We start from the raw sequence: 17,394 nt of genomic DNA, 5'->3' as shown, positions 1-17,394 counted from the left end.
AACGATCCTGGCAAGTCCTCCGCTGTACCCCGCAGTTGCCGTGACCCGTGGTCCGTGGCCCCGTGCCCCCGTGACCACCGGTCGTCGCGGCGGCCGCGCCGTACGCCGACCCAACCCTCCCGAAAGGTACGGCCATGCTCAGACGAAGTGCCGCCGCGCTCGTGGCGGCCGGTGTGCTCGTCCTCACCGCGTGCTCCGACTCCGGCTCCGGCTCCGGCTCTTCCGCGAACGGGGGCGGAACGTTGACCTACATGACGTTCAACTCGCCTTCGCTGACGCCGACGTTCTGGAAGCAGTCCATCGCCAGGGCGCAGAAGGACGTGCCGGGCGTGAAGATCAAGCAGGTGGTGGCGCCGAGCACGGACCGCGACTCCTACGCCAAGCAGCTCCAGGCGTCAGGGCAGTTCCCCGACCTGCTGCAGTCGATCACGCCGTCGCAGTACACCGCGGCGGGGCTGCTGCGGCCGTACGACCAGAGCTGGGTCGACCAGAACTTCCTGCTGCCGCAGGGCAACGCGATCAAGGGCAAGGTCTACATCCCGCCGACGAACTCGCAGATCATCCCGCTGGTCTTCTACCACAAGTCGCTGTTCAAGAAGGCCGGGGCGCAGGTGCCGACGACCTGGCAGCAGTTCCTCGACGCCAACGCGAAGCTCAAGTCCGCCGGCCTGACCCCGATGGAGCTGGGCGGCAACGACCCGTTCGCCGCGGCGATGCCGCTGACCGGTGCGATCAGCGCGGACGTGCTGGGCAGGAACCCGCGGTGGATTCAGCAGCGGTACGCCGGAAAGGTGAAGTTCACCGACGCCGACGTGGTCGCCGCCGCGACGAAGATGCGCACGCTGGTGACCAAGGGCTACTTCGAGCAGGGCGCGCTCAACGTCAGTTACGCCGACTCGATCAAGAACTTCAACGCGGGCAAGGCCGCGATGTACCCGATGGGCAGCTGGTACCTCGGCTCGATCCCGAAGGACCAGTGGAACGACATCGGGGTCTTCCCGTGGCCGACGGACGACGGCTCGGTGGTGGTCCCGTTCGCGGTCGGCGGCTCGATGGCCATCGCCACCAAGGTCGGTGACCCGGCTCAGGCGACGAAGTTCGCCCAGGCGTGGTCGCTGGACCCGGACAACCTCAAGGCGCTGATCGAGGGCGACGGCGCGTACCCGATGCTCAAGAACAAGACGCTCGCCGACTACCACGTCACGGTCAGCCCGGCGTTCAGCGACTCCTACGCCTACGTCACCAGGACCGACACCAAGGTGAGTTCGATCGGCTGGGCGACCAATGACGACGCGCTGCCCGGCTCCGGGAACAACGACTTCTACGCCGCCGCGCAGGCGCTGTTCAACTCCGGTGACGTCAAGGGCCAGATGGCCAAGCTCGACAAGGCGTGGAGCACGTCGACGCAATGAGCACCCGGACCGCTTACGAAGGGAGGGGGACAGCAGTGCAGCCGCTCTCGGACGCCTCGCGCTTCCCGTACACCTCGCGCTTCCCGCACCTCTCGCACTGGTTGCGCGACACCACCGAGGACCTCGGTCTGCGGCTGATCGCCGCGCTGGGTCTGCTGCTCTACCTGGTCTTCATCGTCGTGCCGGTCTTCATGAGCCTGCGCAGCAGCTTCACCGACGAGAACCCGCTCAGGTCCGGCAGCCACTGGATCGGCCTCGCCAACTACTCCGAGATGCTGCACGACAGCCAGTTGCGCGACAGCGTGCTGTTCACGCTCGCGCTGGCGGTCGGCGTGACGGTCGTGGCCAACGTGGTCGGCCTCGCCTTCGCGATGCTGCTGGACCGGACCGAGTTGAGCTACCGGGTGCTGCGCACCATCGCGTTCCTGCCGCAGGTGATCTCGGGGGTGATCGTCGGCTTCGTGTGGAAGACGATCCTCACCGAGGACGGCCTGCTCAACGACCTGCTCCAGCGCACCCACGTGGTGCACCGGCCGGTGGACTGGCTGGGCACGCCGCACCTGGCGCAGCTGTCGGTGGGGATCGTGGTGGCGTGGGTGCTGTCCGGCTTCACCACCGTCGTCTACCTCGCGGCGCTGCAGAACATCCCGCGCGAGCTGTACGACGCGGGGTCGATCGACGGCGCCAGCTCCCGCCAGCAGTTCCGCATGATCACGCTGCGGATGGTCGCCCCGGCGACCACGATCAGCGTGACGATCTCGCTGATCACGGTGCTGAAGCTGTACGACATCATCCAGGTGCTCACCTCCGGCGGCCCCGCCGACGCCACCCAGTCCACGGCGCAGTACATCGTGAAGATGGCGTTCACCTCCGACCGGTTCGGCTACGCCTCCGCCATCGCGATGTTCCTGCTGGCGCTGTCCGCGGTGATCGCCCTGTCCGTCACGAGCATCCTGCGCCGCAGGGAGGTCGACCTGTGACCGTGCACGCCGTCCCCACCGCACCCGACCGGACCGGTTCGCGTCCGCGTCCGCGTCCGCGCCGGGCCGCGGCCCCGATGCCGCGCCGCTCGCGGCGGCCTGGCCGGCCGGGCAGGTCGCGCCGCAGCCGGCTGAGCCCGGCCCGGCTCACGCTCGCGGTGATCGTGGTGCTGGTGTTCGTCAGCCCGATCTACCTGACGATCGTCAACGCGTTCAAGAAGGAGGGCGACATCGTCGCCGGTCCGGCGACGCCTCCGCTCCACCCGACGCTGGGCAATCTGCACACCGCGCTCAGCCGGCCGGACCATCTGCTCCAGCACGGACTGCGCAACTCGCTGATCGTGGTGGTGTGTTCGGTGCTGCTGCTGATCCCGCTGGGCTCGGCGTTCAGCTTCTACGTCTCCCGGCGGCGGACCCGCACCCGCGCGGCGGTGCTGGCGGTGCTGGCCGCGGGGCTGATGATCCCGCCGCAGGTGGTGCTGCTGCCGACCATCCGCATCCTGACCTTCCTCGGCCTGGACCACAGCTATCCGGGGCTGATCCTGTCCAACCTGGGCGGCGGCTACTTCTCGTTCGCGGTGTTCGTCTACGTCGGCTTCATGCGGGCGGTGCCGGACGAGGTGGTGGAGGCGGCCCGGCTGGACGGCGCCGGCGGGCTGCGGATCTGGTGGACCATCGTGATGCCGCTGGTGCGGCCGGCCACCGCGACCGTGACCATCTTCCTCTCGCTGTGGATCTGGAACGACTTCCTCAACCCGCAGTTCATCCTCGGCCCGCTCCAGGGCCAGACCATCACCACCGGTCTCTATCTCTCCGTGGGGCAGTTCCAGATGGATTACGGCCAGTTGTTCGGCATCATGTTCCTCGCCGGGGTGATCCCGGTCGTCGGGTACCTCACCCTGCAGAAGCAGTTCATCGCCGGTCTGACCTCGGGATCGACCAAGTGAGCGCGGCGCCGGGCGGCGTGGGGGTGGCGGCGGGCCCTGGTCCCGAGCCGGGCCCTGTTCCGGCCGCGGTTCCGGCCGCGGTTCCGGTTCCGACGGAGGGCGGTCCTGACCGGCCCGAGGGGGTGCCCGCGCTGGACGACCTGGCCGGCGGGTGGCTGCCGGTCGAGGAGCTGGCCCATCTGCCGTCGCTGCGCAACCAGTGGGGCCAGGCGCACGTCAACGCGGACCTGGCGTCGCTGTCGTGGGTGGCGTTCCCGCCCTACAGCGGCGGCTACCACACCGGGGTCCTGCGGGTGGACGGCCGCCCGCTCGCCGCGCAGCGGATGCGCTGGTCCCCCTGGGGCGTCCGACGCGCCGCCGAGCGGGGACCGTTGACCGTCGAGACCGACGTGCGGATGGCGTACGAGCGCAGCCGCGTGCTGTGGCGGATCACGCTGCGCAACGACTCGGCGGAGCCGGTGCGGACGGTCGTCGAGCAGGAGATGCTGGCGATGTTCGCGCACTCCGAGGTCGACTGGGGCTGGCTGTACGGAACTCCGTGGAACTCCGGCCACCACCACGACTTCTACGCCACCGAGCGGCTGCGCGCGGAGGTGACGGCCGAAAGACCCCGGCAGGTGCAGCTCCTCCCGCACGGCGAGCGCTGGATACGGCTCGGCTCGCCGCGCATCCCCGGCATCCAACGGGACGAGGACACCGCGCCGATGCTGCTGGAGTCGGAGCTGCCGGACCACTCCGCGCCGGACTCCGGCCGGGTGCGGGCTCCCGGCGCGCCCTGCCTGGTACGGCAGTTGGCGGTCGAGCGGAGCAACGGGGCACGCACGGCGATCGGCGACGGCGTGGCCGCGTACACCGTGCGGGCCGGCACCGACCTGCGGATCGGACCGGTGGCGCTCGGCGCGGGCGACGCGCTGCAGTTGGAGGTGCGGGTGGACCAGCCCGGGGTGAGCGGGGTGGTCGCCACCCACGGCAACCATCCGGACTCCGCTCAACTGGGCTTCGATGAAGGGCGGTTGACGCTGCGGATCGGCGGGGAGCTGGTGCTGGCCGAAGAGCCGCTGCCGCTCGGGTCCTGGCACGCGGTGGGCGTGCGGCTGTCGGAGCAGGGCGCGACGCTGCTGGTCGACGGCGCCGCGGCGGGGCGTACGGCGCCGTGGTGGGGCGGGCAGCGGTGGACGGCCGAGGCGCTGCCCGGCGGCGGGGTGCTGGTCACGGACGGGGCCGGGCCGGCCCGGTCCTGCTACGCGTTCCAGGCCGCACCGGACGCACTGACCGTGGACGGCGCTCGGGCGGTGGCCCGCTGGGAGGTCGCGCTCGCGCCCGGGCAGCGGGTCGAGATGGGCTTCGTGCTGGACGTGGCCCGGGACGCGGACGCGGCGCGGCGACGGGCGTACGGCGCGGCGGCCGGCTTCGACGCGGCCTTCGCGGAGGTCGCCGAGCGGTGGCGCGCCACCTGGGCGTACGCGTTCACGCCGGGCAACCCGGAGTTCTCCGGGCACCTTCCGGCGCTGGTCACGGCCGACCCGGACCTGGCGCGCACCTACTACCTGGGGGTGCTGCTGGCGCTGTACCTGCGCAACACACAGGTGTCGCGGACCGGTCCGGTGTTCCTGACCGGCGGGCCCCGGCTCGGGCCGACCACGACCTTCTTCTGGGACCAGTCGGAGTTCGCCCGCACCGCGGCGCTGCTGGAGCCGGCCGGGATGCGGGCATGGATCGTGGCGGCGCTCGGCCAGCCGTACGACCACTGCCACTCGTTCGACACCCGCAACCTGCTGCCGGTCGGCAACCACTACGCCGCGAACGACCACGCGCTGTTCCGTACCGCCACCGCGTATCTCGGGGTGACCGGGGACCTGGGACTGCTCGCCGAATCCACCGGCGGGCGCAGCGTGTTGGACCATCTGCGGGCGATGGCCTACCGGCCTCGTTCGCGGGCGGCGGCGTTCGGCGGAGGGGTGCTGGTCGATCTGGGCCGGGACGCCTGGGAGTTGCTGGAGTGCGTGCCCAACTACCGTGACGCGGTGACGTCGTTCAACGCCGGCTACGTCGGCATGCTGCGCTCGCTCGGCGGGCTGCTGCGCCGGCTCGGCCTGGACGCGGAGGCGACCGGCGCCGAGCGGGACGGCGACGCGCTGGCCCGCGCGGTACTGGAGGGCTACGCGGGCGACGGGCGGTGGCTGATCCGGCACCCGGAGGGCAGCGAACCCATCGGCCACTGCCTGGACTTCGCGCTGGTGGCCGCCGACATGACCGGTGACCTGTCGGCGGCGCGGCGCGCGGAGATGGTGCGGTTCGTGACGACCCGGCTGATCGACGGGGACTGGATGCGGGCGCTCGACCCGGCCGACCCGATCGCGCCGCTGTCCGACCGGCCCGACCACGGCGCGGCGGGCGCCTTCGCGGCCTGGCCGGGGGCGACCGCGTACGGGCTGTGCCGGCTCGGGCGGGCCGACCTCGCGGCGGACCTGCTGCGGCGCGGCCATCGCGCCACGTCGGGCGGGCTGTGGGGGCAGGCGATGGAGGCCACCGCGGACGGCCGCTACCGCGTCGCCGAGCGCGGGGTGTCCAACCGGGAGAGCGTGGCCGCCGTCGCGGTGACCGAGGCGGTGATCGCCGGGTTGTTCGGGGTCGAGGCGGATGCGGCCGGCGGCGGCGCGGCGCTGCCGGGTCCCGGGCGGACGGTGGTGTCGCCGTTCGGTGAGCTGCGCAACGTCCGTACGGCGTAGGCCGTGTTTTGGAAGTCCCTCCCCCCCTGCCTTCGGCGGGGGAGGTGCCCCCATCCCGTGGCGCCTGGCACGCACGCTCGCTTCGTTGTCGGGCTTGTCCGAGTAGGCCCACTACGAGGACAACCCTCCGCCTTGCGATCGCACGCACCAGACGCCACGGGCCCCGCCCTTTGGGCGGACGGCGCTACTTCCAAAACACGGCCTAGGCCCAATACTGGTGACTTTGGTGGTGTCTGGTCGTTGGTCGGTGTGTGCCAAGGCCTGGACAGGTGAAGTCGTCGGGGGTTGAGCGGTTCTCGGATCGGATCGCGTTGGGGGTGCTCACGCGGGCTTTCCCGCCCGAGTTGATCGACGAGGTCGTCGCCGAGTGTGGTCGGGTCGAGCAGCGGAACCGGCTGTTGCCGGCTCGGGTGGTGATGTATTTCGTCCTGGCGATGTGCCTGTTCTTCGGGCAGGGCTACGAGGAGGTGGCCCGGTTGTTGGTGCAGGGGCTGGAGCGTGAGGGCCGTTGGGTGAAGGCCTGGCGGGTGCCGACCACCGGGGCGATCGGCCGTGCGCGTCTGCGGCTGGGGCCGGAGCCGTTGCGGGTCTTGTTCGACCGGGTCTGCCGACCGGTGGCGGTCCCGCGGACCCCGGGTGCCTGGTATGGCCGGTGGCGGCTGGTCGCGGTGGACGGCACCGTCTTCGACGTGCCGGACACGGCCGCGAACGCGGAGTTCTTCGGGCGTCCGGGCAGCAGCCGCGGGCAGGGCAGGAGCGCGTATCCACAGGTGAGAGTAGCGGCCTTGGCCGAGTGCGGCACCCATGCCGTGTTCGCGGCCGAGGCCGGCCCGTTGTCGGTGCATGAGACCGCCCTGGCCCGGCGGATCTTCCCTGCTTTGACCGGGGACATGCTCGTACTGGCCGACCGGGGTTTTTGCGGCTTGGACCTGTGGCGGGCGGCCAAGGCCGGAGGCGCTGACCTGCTGTGGCGGGTGCGGAGCGTCATCGTGCTGCCGGTCCTGGCCGCGTTGGAGGACGGCTCTTATCTCTCGCAGATCGTCGCCACCCGAGACAAACACCGCCGAGCCGACCCCGAACAGGTTCGAGTGATCGAGTACACGCTCGGTCCGGGCGGGGCTGACGGGGACGTCTACCGGCTGATCACCACCATCCTCGACCCCGCCGACGCCCCGGCGGGCGAACTCGCCGCCCTCTACGCCCAGCGCTGGGAGATCGAGAACACACTCGATGAGATCAAGAACCATCAGGGCAGCCCCGGGATCGTATTGCGCTCCCAGCACCCCCGCGGGGTCGAACAGGAGATCTTCGCGTTCCTGCTGGTCCACCACGCCCTACGGGACCTCATGCATCAAGCCGCCATACACGCCGGACACGACCCCGACCGGATCTCCTTCACCCGCACCCTGCGCATCGTCCGCCGCCACGTCACCGGGCAGGCGGCACTTTCCCCCCTCCCGCCTGACCCACACACTCAGACAGAGTCTGCGTGAAATCACCGAACGGCCCCTACCCGCACGGCGGCCACGCTCCAACCCCCGCGTCATCAAACGCAAGATGTCGAACTGGGCACTGAAACGAGCCGAGCACAACCACCCGCCCCGCCCCAACACCCCCACCGTCCAACTGGTCGGCCCGACCAAAGCCAACCCAACCCGCCGGAAAATAACCTAAATCACCGGTATTGGGCCTAGGCCGATCGCCGGGCGTGCGCCGCATGTGGTCACGCCCGGCACCTCGGCCATCGAGGCACAACTCCTGGTTGTGGCTCGCCGGACGGATGGTTGTTTGCCCTGCCGTCCTCGCACTTGCTTTCATGGCGCCGGTCAACGCGTAGTTGTACGGGCGACATGGCGAGGGGTGCGCTGAACGTGACGGACGGCAGGGCGGACGATACGGCACCCGGCGCGGCGGGAACGGCGGGGACGCGATCGCTGGGGCGGCCCTTCGGCTGGCTCTGGGCGGCCTACGCGGTCAGCGCCTACGGCACCGGCTTCGGCTTCGGGGCGTTCCCGCTGCTCGCGATCATGGTGCTGCACGCCGGGTCGGGCGAGGTGTCGGCGCTGTCGGCCGCCGGGCTCGCCGTGGGCGCGGTGGCGGCGGTGCCGCTCGGCCCGTGGGTGGAGTTCCACCGCAAGCGGCCGGTGATGATCGCGATGGACCTGGTCCGGTTCGCCGCGATGATCAGCATCCCCGTCGCCTACGCGTGCGGTCGGCTCGGCTTCGCCCAACTGCTCGTCGTGTCCGTCGTCGTGGCCACCGCGAAGATCGCGTTCCGGTCGGCGAGCGGCGCCTACCTGAAGTCGCTGGTCCGGCCGGAGCACCTGCTCGTCGCCAACGGCCGCTTCGAGTCGACCACATGGACCGCCACCGTGATCGGACCGCCGCTCGGCGGCGCCGCGATCGGGCTGTTCGGCCCGGTGACGACCGTGGTCGCCGACGCGGTCAGCTACCTGCTGTCGGCCCTCGGCGTCCGCGCGATCGGCGGCAGCGAGCCGCACCCGCGGGCCCGTACGACGCCGGTCCCCGCACAGGGCGGCGCCGCGCCCCGCTCGCGGATCGCCGAACTGCTCGACGGATGGCGGCACATCCTCGGCCACCCGACGCTGCGCCGGCTCTTCCTCAACACGCTCCTGATGAGCGCCCTGCTGCTGGCCACCGAACCGCTGCTCGCCGTCCTCATGCTCGGCCGGCTCGGCTTCGCCCCCTGGCAGTACGGCCTCGCCTTCGCGCTGCCTTGCCTCGGCGGCCTGATCGGGGCGCGGCTGTCCCGGCGGCTGGTCGCGCGGTTCGGGCAGCACCGCGTCCTGCTCGTCTCGGGCACGCTGCGCGCCTGCTGGCCGCTGTGGCTGGCGTTCCTCCGGCCCGGGATCGCCGGGATCGTGCTCGTGGTCGTGGTGCAGTTCGGCCTGGTCACCTGCATCGGCGTGTTCAACCCGGTGCTCGCCACCTACCGACTGGAGCAGACCGCGACGGACCGCGTCGCCCGCACGCTGTCCGCGTGGACGGTCAGCAGCAACCTCACCGTCGCGGCCATGACCGCCCTGTGGGGCCTGCTGGCGGCCCTCACCTCACCGCGCCTGGCGATCGGCGCCGCCGGACTGCTCGTCCTCGCCACCCCGCTGCTCCTCCCCCGCGCCGCCCACGGCACCTCTGCGACCGCCGACCCGGCGGCCGCCCCGGCCGACGCCCCGGAGCCCGCCCGCGGCGCCGCGTGAGGCCCGAACACGCCGCCACCGGCTACGACTTCCGGGTCAGGCCGCGGTCCAGAAGGGTCATCGCGAGGACCGCGGCGCCCGCGGCGATGAGGATGACCGCCGCCGCGTGCAGCCCGGAGTCGGTGGCGCCGTGCTTGAAGGCGAGCCCGGTGACGGTGGCGGAGACGATGGAGCCGAGGTAGCCGAAGGTGCGGAAGAGCCCGGAGGCGGTACCGATCTGCTCGGGCGGCGACTGCGTGTAGAGCGCGGTCTGGTTGCTGACGGTGGCGGTGCCGACGCACAGGCCGAAGACGAGGGTGACGGCCACGACCAGGACGACCGGGCTGTGCGCGGTCAGCGCGAGGATGCCCAGCGAGCCGGCCAGCATGGCGACCGCGGCGGTGACCAGCGGCCCGCGGACGAGGTTGCGCCGGGACAGCGGGCGCGAGACGAGCGCGGACAGCGCGCCCATCGGCAGGAGCAGCAGCCCCGCCTCCTCGGTGGACAGCCCCCGGCCGGCCTCCAGCCACTGGGTGAGCCCGTACATCACGGTGTAGGTGCCCAGCAAGGTGAGCGAGGTGCGCAGGTAGGTCCGGGTGAGGGCCGCGTTGGCACCGAGGCCGCGGATGTCGAAGAAGGGGGTGGGGGTGCGCAGTTCCCACCACACGAGCGGCCCCAGCAGCAGTACGGCGACGGCGAGCGCGATCCAGTCGAGGTCCGGCAGGTCCATCAGGAAGACCATCAGCGCGGTCATGAACCCGCCGAAGCCGACCATGCCGGGCAGGTCGATCCGGGCGGCGATCTGCCGCGCACCGCGGCGCGGCCCGGTGGCGGGCGGGTCGGCCGGCACCCAGCACAACGTCATCACGAACGCGACGGCGGTGACGGGCACGTTGATCAGGAACGCCCAGTGCCAGCCGAGCGCGCCGACCAGGACGCCGCCGAGCGGCGGTCCCACCGCTGTGGTGGCCATCCCGGCGATCGCGATCCCGCCGAGCACGGCGCCGGGCGGCTCGGCCAGACCCGCGGCGGCGGCCCGCCGCCGGATCAGCACCATCGCCGAGGGGAAGCCCGCGGACGTGCCGACGCCGATCAGCACCCGCGCCACGGTGAGCGTCGCCAGGTCGGTGGCGAAACCGCCGAGCACCCCGCCGAGCAGCACCAGCGTGATCCCCGCCAGGAACACCCGGCGCGGCCCGAACTCCTCCGCGAGCTTGCCCGCGGTGGGCTGGGCGATGGCGCAGGCCAGGTAGAGGCTGGAGACCAGGACCGCGGTGCTGCCGACGGACACGTGCAGCGCGGTGGAGATGGGTACGAGCGCGGTCGCGATGATCGAGCTGTTCACCGGGTTGAGCGCGGAGCCCACGTACAGCGGGGTCACGAAGCGCCAGGCGAAGGGGGCGGCGGCGTCCGTCCCCGCGGGGACGGACGCTGCCTGCTTCCGTATTCGGAGCGTCATTCCGCCGGACCCTCCGAGCTCGCCACGTCCTTCGGGCTCGCCACGTCCTTCGGGCTCGCCACGTCCTCCGGGTCGTCCGGTCCCTCCGGACCTTCCGGCCCCTCCGGCCCCTCCGGCCCCTTCGGCCCGGCGTCGTCGAGTTCCGCCGCCGCGAGCCGCTCCAGCAGCGCGATCGTGCGCTCCAGGTCGGCGCGCTCCCCCGCCGGGACCAGCGCGTCCAGGGCCCGGGTGAGGAAGGACTCCCGCGAGGACTCCAACGTGTCCAGCAGGCGCGCGGCGGACGGCTCGGCGGTCACCAGCGTCTTGCGGCCGTCGGCCGGGTCCCGGTGGCCCCGCACCAGGCCGGCCGCCTTGAGTACGGCCAGGTTCTGGGCGATGGACTGCGGGCTCACGTGCTGGGTGGTGGCCAGCCAGGCCGCGGTGACCGGACCGTCGTGCACCACGCTGCCCAGCACCGCGAGCTGCGAGATCGACAGTCCGGTGCCGTGCAGTCCCGCCTCCACCCGCAGGCGCGAGCGGAGGCGGGTGATGGCCACGCTGAGCCGGTGGGCGACTGCCGGCGTGCTGTCGGCCGCGGTGCCGCCGGCGGGCGTGGAGCCGGCCGGGGCGGGGCCGCCGGAAACCGGCACGGGGGTGCCGTTGGGGTCGTGTGGGCGCATGACCGCCACCGTAACAGTTCGACAAGCAACTTGTTGAATTTACTTGTCGAAATTACCGATCGCCGCCGAGCGCCCCCTCGCCACGCCCCGCCGCGCCCGGCTCCGGGTGGCCCTGGACCCGCGTCGCCCCCGACGCCTCGGCACCGCTCACCGGCTCCACCAGCACCGTGCCGATCCGGTTCCGCCGCCCCGCCTGCGTCTCCGCGGTCAGCCGCAGCGCGACCGTACCGTCGGGCCCGACCGCCGACGCGTCCACCGGCAGCGGCACCACCGCGACCGCGCCCGGGATCGGCACCCGGCCCAGCGCCTTCGCCAGCAGGCCGCCGACCGTCTCCACGTCGTCGTCGTCGAGCGGCACGCCGTACAGCTCGCCGAGGTCGCCGATGTCCAGCCGCGCGGTGACCCGGAACCGGCCGCCGCCCAGCCGCTCCACCGGCGGCGTCTCCCGGTCGTACTCGTCGGTGATCTCCCCGACGATCTCCTCCAGGATGTCCTCGATCGTCACGATGCCGGCGGTGCCGCCGTACTCGTCGACCACGACCGCGACGTGGTTGCGCTGCTGCTGCATCTCGCGCAACAGGTCCCCGGCGTTCTTGGTGTCGGGCACGAAGAACGCCGGCCGGATCAGCGAGGAGACCGGGTCGGACTCGGCGTCGCGGTTGATGTGCACCCGCCGCGCCAGATCCTTGAGGTAGACGAAGCCGACCACGTCGTCCTCGCTCTCCCCGGTCACCGGAATCCGGGAGAAGCCGCTGCGCAGCGCCAGCGTCATCCCCTGACGGACCGTCTTGAACCGTTCGATCATCACGAGTTCGGTACGCGGCACCATCACCTCGCGCACGATCGTGTCGCCCAACTCGAAGACCGAGTGCACCATCCGGCGCTCCTCGTCCTCGATCAGCGACTCGGACTCGGCGAGGTCCACGGCCGCCCGCAGCTCCGCCTCACTCGCGAACGGCCCGCGCTTGAAGCCCTTGCCGGGCGTGAGCGCGTTGCCCAGCAGGATCAGCAGCCCCGGCACCGGCCCCATCACCCGGGCCAGCGGCAGCAGGACGTACGACGCGGCGGTCGCGGTGTTCATCGGGTGCTGGCGGCCGATGGTGCGCGGCGAGACCCCGACCGCCACGTACGACACCAGCACCATCACGCCGATCGCGACGCACAGCACCTGCCAGGTGCGGTCGAAGTGCCGGTCGGCGACGACCGTGATCAGGACGGCCGCGGCCGTCTCGCAGGCGACGCGCACCAGCAGCGCCACGTTCAGGTAGCGGGTGGGGTCGGAGGCGACCGCGACGAGGTTCGCGGCCCCGCGCCGGCCGGAGCGCAGCGCGTCCTGGGCGCGGAACCGGGAGACCCGGGCGAGCCCGGCCTCGGCGCACGCCGCCAGCCAGGCGACGATGACGAGCAGTACGGCGAAGACGACCATGAGGGTGCAGTCGCCGCCGTCAGCGGGTGGTGGGCGCGGGCGAGGGGCCCTCGACACCGCGCTCGGCCCGCCAGCCGTCCAGGATCGCCTTCTGAAGGCCGAACATCTCGGCCTTCTCCTCGGGCTCCTCGTGGTCGTACCCCAGCAGGTGGAGCACGCCGTGCACGGTGAGCAACTGCAACTCCTCGTCCATGGAGTGCTTCGTCGGCGCCTCCTCGCCCTGCTTCTTCGCCACCTCCGGGCAAAGCACGATGTCCCCGAGCAGGCCCTGCTCGGGTTCGTCGTCCTCCTTGCCCGGCCGCAGTTCGTCCATCGGGAAGGACATGACATCGGTGGGGCCGGGGAGGTTCATCCACTGGAGGTGGAGTTGCTCCATCGCGGCGGCGTCCACCACGATCACCGACAGTTCGGAGAGCGGGTGGATGCGCATCCGGTGCAGGGCGTAACGGGCGGCGTCCAGGACCGCCTCGTCGTCGATATCCCAGCCGGACTCGTTGTTGACGTCGATCGCCATGGTGGTGGAGTGGTTACTTTCTCTTCGGCCCGGAGCCGCCGCGCCCGCGCCCGGCGTCCTGGCCGCGCGCGGACTCTTCCTCGGCCTGGGCGTTGTCGTAGCGCTCGTAGGCGTCCACGATGCGCCCGACCAGCTTATGGCGGACCACGTCGGTGCTGGTGAGCCGGGAGAAGTGCACGTCGTCCACGTCGAAGAGGATGTCCTGCACCTGGCGCAGCCCGCTCTTGGTGCCGCCGGGCAGGTCGATCTGCGTGATGTCGCCGGTGATGACGATCTTCGAGTCGAAGCCGAGCCGGGTCAGGAACATCTTCATCTGCTCGGCGCTGGTGTTCTGCGCCTCGTCCAGGATGATGAACGCGTCATTCAGGGTTCGGCCGCGCATGTAGGCCAGCGGGGCGACCTCGATGGTGCCGGCGGCCATCAGGCGGGGGATGGTGTCGGGGTCCAGCATGTCGTGCAGCGCGTCGTAGAGCGGGCGCAGGTACGGGTCGATCTTCTCGTACAGGGTGCCGGGCAGGAAGCCCAGCCGCTCGCCGGCCTCGACCGCGGGGCGGGTCAGGATGATCCGGTTGACCTGCTTGGCCTGAAGGGCCTGCACGGCCTTCGCCATCGCCAGGTAGGTCTTGCCGGTGCCGGCCGGGCCGATGCCGAAGACGATCGTGTGCCGGTCGATCGCGTCGACGTAGCGCTTCTGGTTGACCGTCTTGGGGCGGATGGTGCGGCCGCGGCTGGAGAGGATGTTCTGGGTGAGGACCTGGGCGGGCGTCTCCGCCTCGCCGTCGGCCGACGTCCCGTTCGCCCGGAGCATCGCGATCGAGCGCTCGACGGCGTCCTCCGTCATGGGCTGGCCGGTGCGCAGCACCAGCATCATCTCGTCGAACAACCGCTGGACCAGGGCCACGTCGGCGGCGTCGCCGACCGCGCTGATCTCGTTGCCCCTGACGTGGATGTCGACGGCCGGGAACGCCTGCTCGATCACGCGGAGAAGAGCGTCACCAGAGCCCAGGACGGTCACCATGGGGTGCTTGGCCGGTACGACGAAGTGCGCGCGCGCCTGATGCGGCTGCTGCGGCTGCTGCTGGGTCGGTGTCTGAGTCATGGGCCGGCGCTAGGGCCTGCTCATCCCGCCTTCTGCTGGTCGATGGGCCCAGGGGGCCTTGGGGTACCAAGCGTACGACGCGGAACGCCGCAGGCAGAGGGGATTACCGCTCGCCGTTTCGGGCCGCGCTGCCGGGTGCGCCCCCGGCGCGCCGCCGACCGCGCCGGGGACCGATCCGCTGACCGCGCCACCGACCGCGCCGCCCGCCGGGCGGAAGCCGATCGTGGGGACGGCTCGGCGCAGCGGCCACGGGCGGGTGGCCGCCGGCAGCAGGTCCTCCAGGAAGCCGTACCGGCACACCGCCTCGCGGTGGTGCGGGGCCTGACCTGCGAACGCCTTGGCCTGCTCCCACCAGCCGGCGATCTCCATCCAGCCGGGCGCGGACAGCGACCCGCCGAACTCCTGCACGGACAGCGCCGCGCACAGCGAGGCGAACGCCAGCCGGTCGGCCAGCGGCCACTGCGCGAGGGTGCCGGTGACGAAGCCGGCCACGAAGACGTCCCCGGCGCCGGTCGGGTCCAGCGCCTCCACCGCCAGCGCGGGCACCTCCGCGGTCTGGCCGGTCGCGGAATCCACCGCGATGGCGCCCTGCGCACCGAGGGTGACCACCGCGAGCGGTACGAGTTCGGCCAGCCGGTGGGCGGCCTCGCGGGGGCCGTCGGCCCGCGTGTAGCGGACCGCCTCCTCGGCGTTCGGCAGGAACGCGGCGCAGTGCCGCAGCCCGGCGAGGTCGGCGGGGTCCCAGCGGCCGGTCTCGTCCCAGCCGACGTCGGCGAAGACCTTCGTGCCGGACGCGGCGGCCCCGGCGATCCAGTCGTACCGCTCCTCGCCCGCCTCCCGGCCGCCGAGCGAGGCGACCGCGGCGCGGGCCGGCGGCGGGCAGGTCGGCACGGCGTCCTCCGGAGGCGGTGCGCGGTGGCCGTGGCTGACCATGGTCCGCTCGCCCTCGTACGCCATCGACACGGTGACCGGGGAGTGCCAGCCGGGGACCCGCCGGGACGGCCCGAGGTCGATGCCCTCGCCCTCCCGCAGGCACTCCCAGCAGTAGTCGCCGTACATGTCGTCGCCGAAGGCCGCGGCGAGCGTCGTGCGCAGGCCGAGGCGGGCCAGCGCGGTGGCCATGTTCGCGATGCCGCCGGGGCTGGAGCCCATGCCGCGCGCCCACGACTCCGTGCCTCGCACCGGGGCCCGGTCCAGTCCGGTGAAGATGATGTCCAGGAAGACGGTGCCCGTCAGGTACACGTCCGTCGCCGGGTCGCCCGGCGCACGCAGCCCTCCCAGCGGGTCGAGAACGGGATGATCGTCCATCCCCCCACTGTCGCACGGTGCCCCTGACCGACCGGGTTGCCACGTGCTGTCGGTTCCCGCGGTGCCCCTGACCCGCCGGGTTGCCACGTGCTGTCGGTTCAGGGACCACCTGCCGGTGGGGTTGCGCCACGGACGGGTCGTAAGGTCCGGGGAGGACATCGGCCGGGCAGACGGGACGGATACGGCGTGCGACTCACCATCCTCGGCGGGGGCGGCTTCCGGGTGCCCCTGGTGTTTCGGGCCCTGCAAGGGGACCCCACGGTCACGGAACTGGTGCTGCACGACACGGACCCGCTGCGCCTGCGGGTCATCGCGAAGGTGCTGGCCGAGCAGGGGGCGGCGGGTGCGGCTCCCGGACCGCGCGTCCGGGTCGAGACGGACCTGGACGCGGCGCTGCGCGGCACGGACTTCGTGTTCTCGGCGATCCGGGTCGGCGGCACGGGGGGCCGGGTGCGGGACGAGCAGGTCCCGCTGGCCGAGGGCGTGCTCGGCCAGGAGACCGTCGGCGCGGGCGGGGTGCTGTACGGACTGCGCACCGTCCCGGTCGCCCTGCACCTCGCCGAGCGCGTCCGCGCGGTGGCCCCGTCCGCGTGGGTGATCAACTTCACCAACCCCGCGGGGATGGTGACGGAGGCGATGGCCCGGGTACTGGGCCCGCGCGTGATCGGCATCTGCGACTCGCCGGTGGGGTTGGTCCGGCGGGCCGCGCGGGCGGCGGGCGCGGACCCGGACGCGCCGGGCTTCTCGTACGACTACGTCGGCCTCAACCACCTCGGCTGGCTGCGCGGACTCGCCCTGGACGGACGGGAGTTGCTGCCGGGGTTGCTCGCGGACCCGGCGGCGCTCGGCTCGTTCGAGGAGGGGCGGCTGTTCGGCGCGGAGTGGCTGTCGGCGCTGGGTTCGCTGCCCAACGAGTACCTGCACTACTACTACTTCGAGCGGGAGGCGCTGGCGGCGGTGCGGTCGGCGGACGCGACCCGGGGGGAGTTCCTGCACGCGCGGCAGTCGGAGTTCTTCGCGGCGGCGGACCGCGCGGGCGGTACGGAGGCGGGCGCGGCGGGCTCGGCGGGCGCGGCCGGCGGCGGGCCGTCGGCGTACGAGCTGTGGGAGCGTGCCCGGTTGGAGCGCGAGGAGACCTACATGGCCGAGAACCGCGCGGCCACCGGCGGCTGGCAGCGCGACCCGCACGACCTGGACGGCGGCGGCTACGACAAGGTGGCGCTCGCCCTGATGCGGGCCATCGCGCGGGACGAGCGCACCGTGCTGATCCTCAACGTGCCCGGCGGCGGGGTGGTTTCGGCGCTGGACCCGGACGCGGTGGTGGAAGTGCCGTGCGAGGTAGGCGCGTTCGGGGCACGGCCGCTGCCGGTGGCGGCGCCCGACGAGCACCAGGCCGGGCTGATGCTGGCGCTGAAGTCGGTGGAGCGGGCGGCGATCGAGGCGGCGACCACCGGTTCGCGGGCGGCGGCGCTGCGCGCGCTGGTACGGCATCCGCTGGTCGACTCCGCGGCGGCGGCGAGCCGTATCCTCACCGCGGCGAACTGGTGACAACCGGCGGAACCCGGCCCGCGCGGCTCTGAACTGCGGGTTAACGCAAAGGAAACCACGGATGAACCCGTGTTGCGCCGCCACGCGCGTAGATGGGCCTTGACCTGCTCGGATGC

The 17,394-nt window shown here is 72.3% G+C and carries 12 protein-coding genes and 1 pseudogene; 7 read left to right on the top strand and 6 right to left on the bottom strand.

Annotated elements, in window-relative coordinates; all coding sequences use genetic code 11:
- The first annotated feature begins 134 nt into the window (after nt 1-134).
- The 6 genes from OG896_RS27295 to OG896_RS27270 all read left to right on the top strand — a co-directional run bounded on the left by OG896_RS27295 (nt 135) and on the right by OG896_RS27270 (nt 9,286).
- Nucleotides 135-1,412, top strand: coding sequence for an ABC transporter substrate-binding protein (locus OG896_RS27295; protein ID WP_329369546.1), 1,278 nt, complete (start codon nt 135-137; stop codon nt 1,410-1,412).
- Nucleotides 1,413-1,447: 35 nt separating this feature from the next.
- Nucleotides 1,448-2,392, top strand: coding sequence for a carbohydrate ABC transporter permease (locus OG896_RS27290; protein WP_329369543.1), 945 nt, complete (start codon nt 1,448-1,450; stop codon nt 2,390-2,392).
- Nucleotides 2,389-3,339, top strand: coding sequence for a carbohydrate ABC transporter permease (locus OG896_RS27285; RefSeq protein ID WP_329369541.1), 951 nt, complete (start codon nt 2,389-2,391; stop codon nt 3,337-3,339). The genes OG896_RS27290 and OG896_RS27285 overlap by 4 nt, the downstream gene beginning before the upstream one ends.
- A 122-nt stretch (nt 3,340-3,461) precedes the next feature.
- A complete protein-coding gene (locus OG896_RS27280; protein WP_329369539.1) occupies nt 3,462-6,068 on the top strand; it encodes a hypothetical protein in 2,607 nt (868 codons plus the stop codon).
- A 251-nt stretch (nt 6,069-6,319) separates the two neighbouring features.
- The gene (locus OG896_RS27275) at nt 6,320-7,561 is read left to right on the top strand and encodes an IS4 family transposase (RefSeq protein WP_329362138.1); all 1,242 of its coding nucleotides are present in this window, start codon (nt 6,320-6,322) and stop codon (nt 7,559-7,561) included.
- A 378-nt stretch (nt 7,562-7,939) separates the two neighbouring features.
- Nucleotides 7,940-9,286, top strand: a complete 1,347-nt coding sequence (locus tag OG896_RS27270; RefSeq protein ID WP_329369537.1) for an MFS transporter — start codon at nt 7,940-7,942, stop codon at nt 9,284-9,286.
- Between the two features lie 22 nt (nt 9,287-9,308).
- On the opposite strand, the gene OG896_RS27265 is transcribed toward OG896_RS27270, so the two are convergent.
- The 6 genes and pseudogenes from OG896_RS27265 to OG896_RS27240 form a co-directional block, all read right to left on the bottom strand.
- A complete protein-coding gene (locus tag OG896_RS27265) occupies nt 9,309-10,724 on the bottom strand; it encodes an MFS transporter (RefSeq protein WP_329369535.1) in 1,416 nt (471 codons plus the stop codon).
- Entirely contained in the window at nt 10,721-11,383 is a 663-nt protein-coding gene (locus tag OG896_RS27260; RefSeq protein WP_329369533.1) for a MarR family winged helix-turn-helix transcriptional regulator, read from the bottom strand. The genes OG896_RS27265 and OG896_RS27260 overlap by 4 nt, the downstream gene beginning before the upstream one ends.
- A gap of 52 nt (nt 11,384-11,435) precedes the next feature.
- The gene (locus OG896_RS27255) at nt 11,436-12,809 is read right to left on the bottom strand and encodes a hemolysin family protein (protein ID WP_329369531.1); all 1,374 of its coding nucleotides are present in this window, start codon (nt 12,807-12,809) and stop codon (nt 11,436-11,438) included.
- Nucleotides 12,810-12,828: 19 nt separating this feature from the next.
- On the bottom strand, nt 12,829-13,323 hold the full coding sequence (gene ybeY, locus OG896_RS27250) for an rRNA maturation RNase YbeY (RefSeq protein ID WP_329369529.1): 495 nt from the start codon (nt 13,321-13,323) through the stop codon (nt 12,829-12,831).
- Nucleotides 13,324-13,336: 13 nt separating this feature from the next.
- On the bottom strand, nt 13,337-14,422 hold the full coding sequence (locus OG896_RS27245) for a PhoH family protein (RefSeq protein ID WP_329369527.1): 1,086 nt from the start codon (nt 14,420-14,422) through the stop codon (nt 13,337-13,339).
- A gap of 207 nt (nt 14,423-14,629) precedes the next feature.
- Nucleotides 14,630-15,730: pseudogene (locus OG896_RS27240) on the bottom strand (carbohydrate kinase family protein); the annotation flags it as partial.
- Between the two features lie 186 nt (nt 15,731-15,916).
- Between OG896_RS27240 and OG896_RS27235 the strand changes: the two are divergent.
- A complete protein-coding gene (locus OG896_RS27235) occupies nt 15,917-17,278 on the top strand; it encodes a family 4 glycosyl hydrolase (RefSeq protein ID WP_329369525.1) in 1,362 nt (453 codons plus the stop codon).
- Nucleotides 17,279-17,394 lie beyond the last annotated feature (116 nt).

This window comes from Streptomyces sp. NBC_00669, from assembly GCF_036226785.1.
GTDB lineage: Bacteria > Actinomycetota > Actinomycetes > Streptomycetales > Streptomycetaceae > Actinacidiphila.
Note: the sequence above shows the minus strand (reverse complement) of the source record. Positions and strands in the feature narration are given on the sequence as shown.

Excerpts from the sequence above, each read along its gene's own strand:
- OG896_RS27255 (WP_329369531.1), bottom strand. The coding sequence starts at position 12,809 with ATGGTCGTCTTCGCCGTACTGCTCGTCATCGTCGCCTGGCTGGCGGCG.
- ybeY (WP_329369529.1), bottom strand. The coding sequence starts at position 13,323 with ATGGCGATCGACGTCAACAACGAGTCCGGCTGGGATATCGACGACGAG.
- OG896_RS27295 (WP_329369546.1), top strand. The coding sequence starts at position 135 with ATGCTCAGACGAAGTGCCGCCGCGCTCGTGGCGGCCGGTGTGCTCGTC.
- OG896_RS27265 (WP_329369535.1), bottom strand. The coding sequence starts at position 10,724 with ATGACGCTCCGAATACGGAAGCAGGCAGCGTCCGTCCCCGCGGGGACG.
- OG896_RS27260 (WP_329369533.1), bottom strand. The coding sequence starts at position 11,383 with ATGCGCCCACACGACCCCAACGGCACCCCCGTGCCGGTTTCCGGCGGC.
- OG896_RS27245 (WP_329369527.1), bottom strand. The coding sequence starts at position 14,422 with ATGACTCAGACACCGACCCAGCAGCAGCCGCAGCAGCCGCATCAGGCG.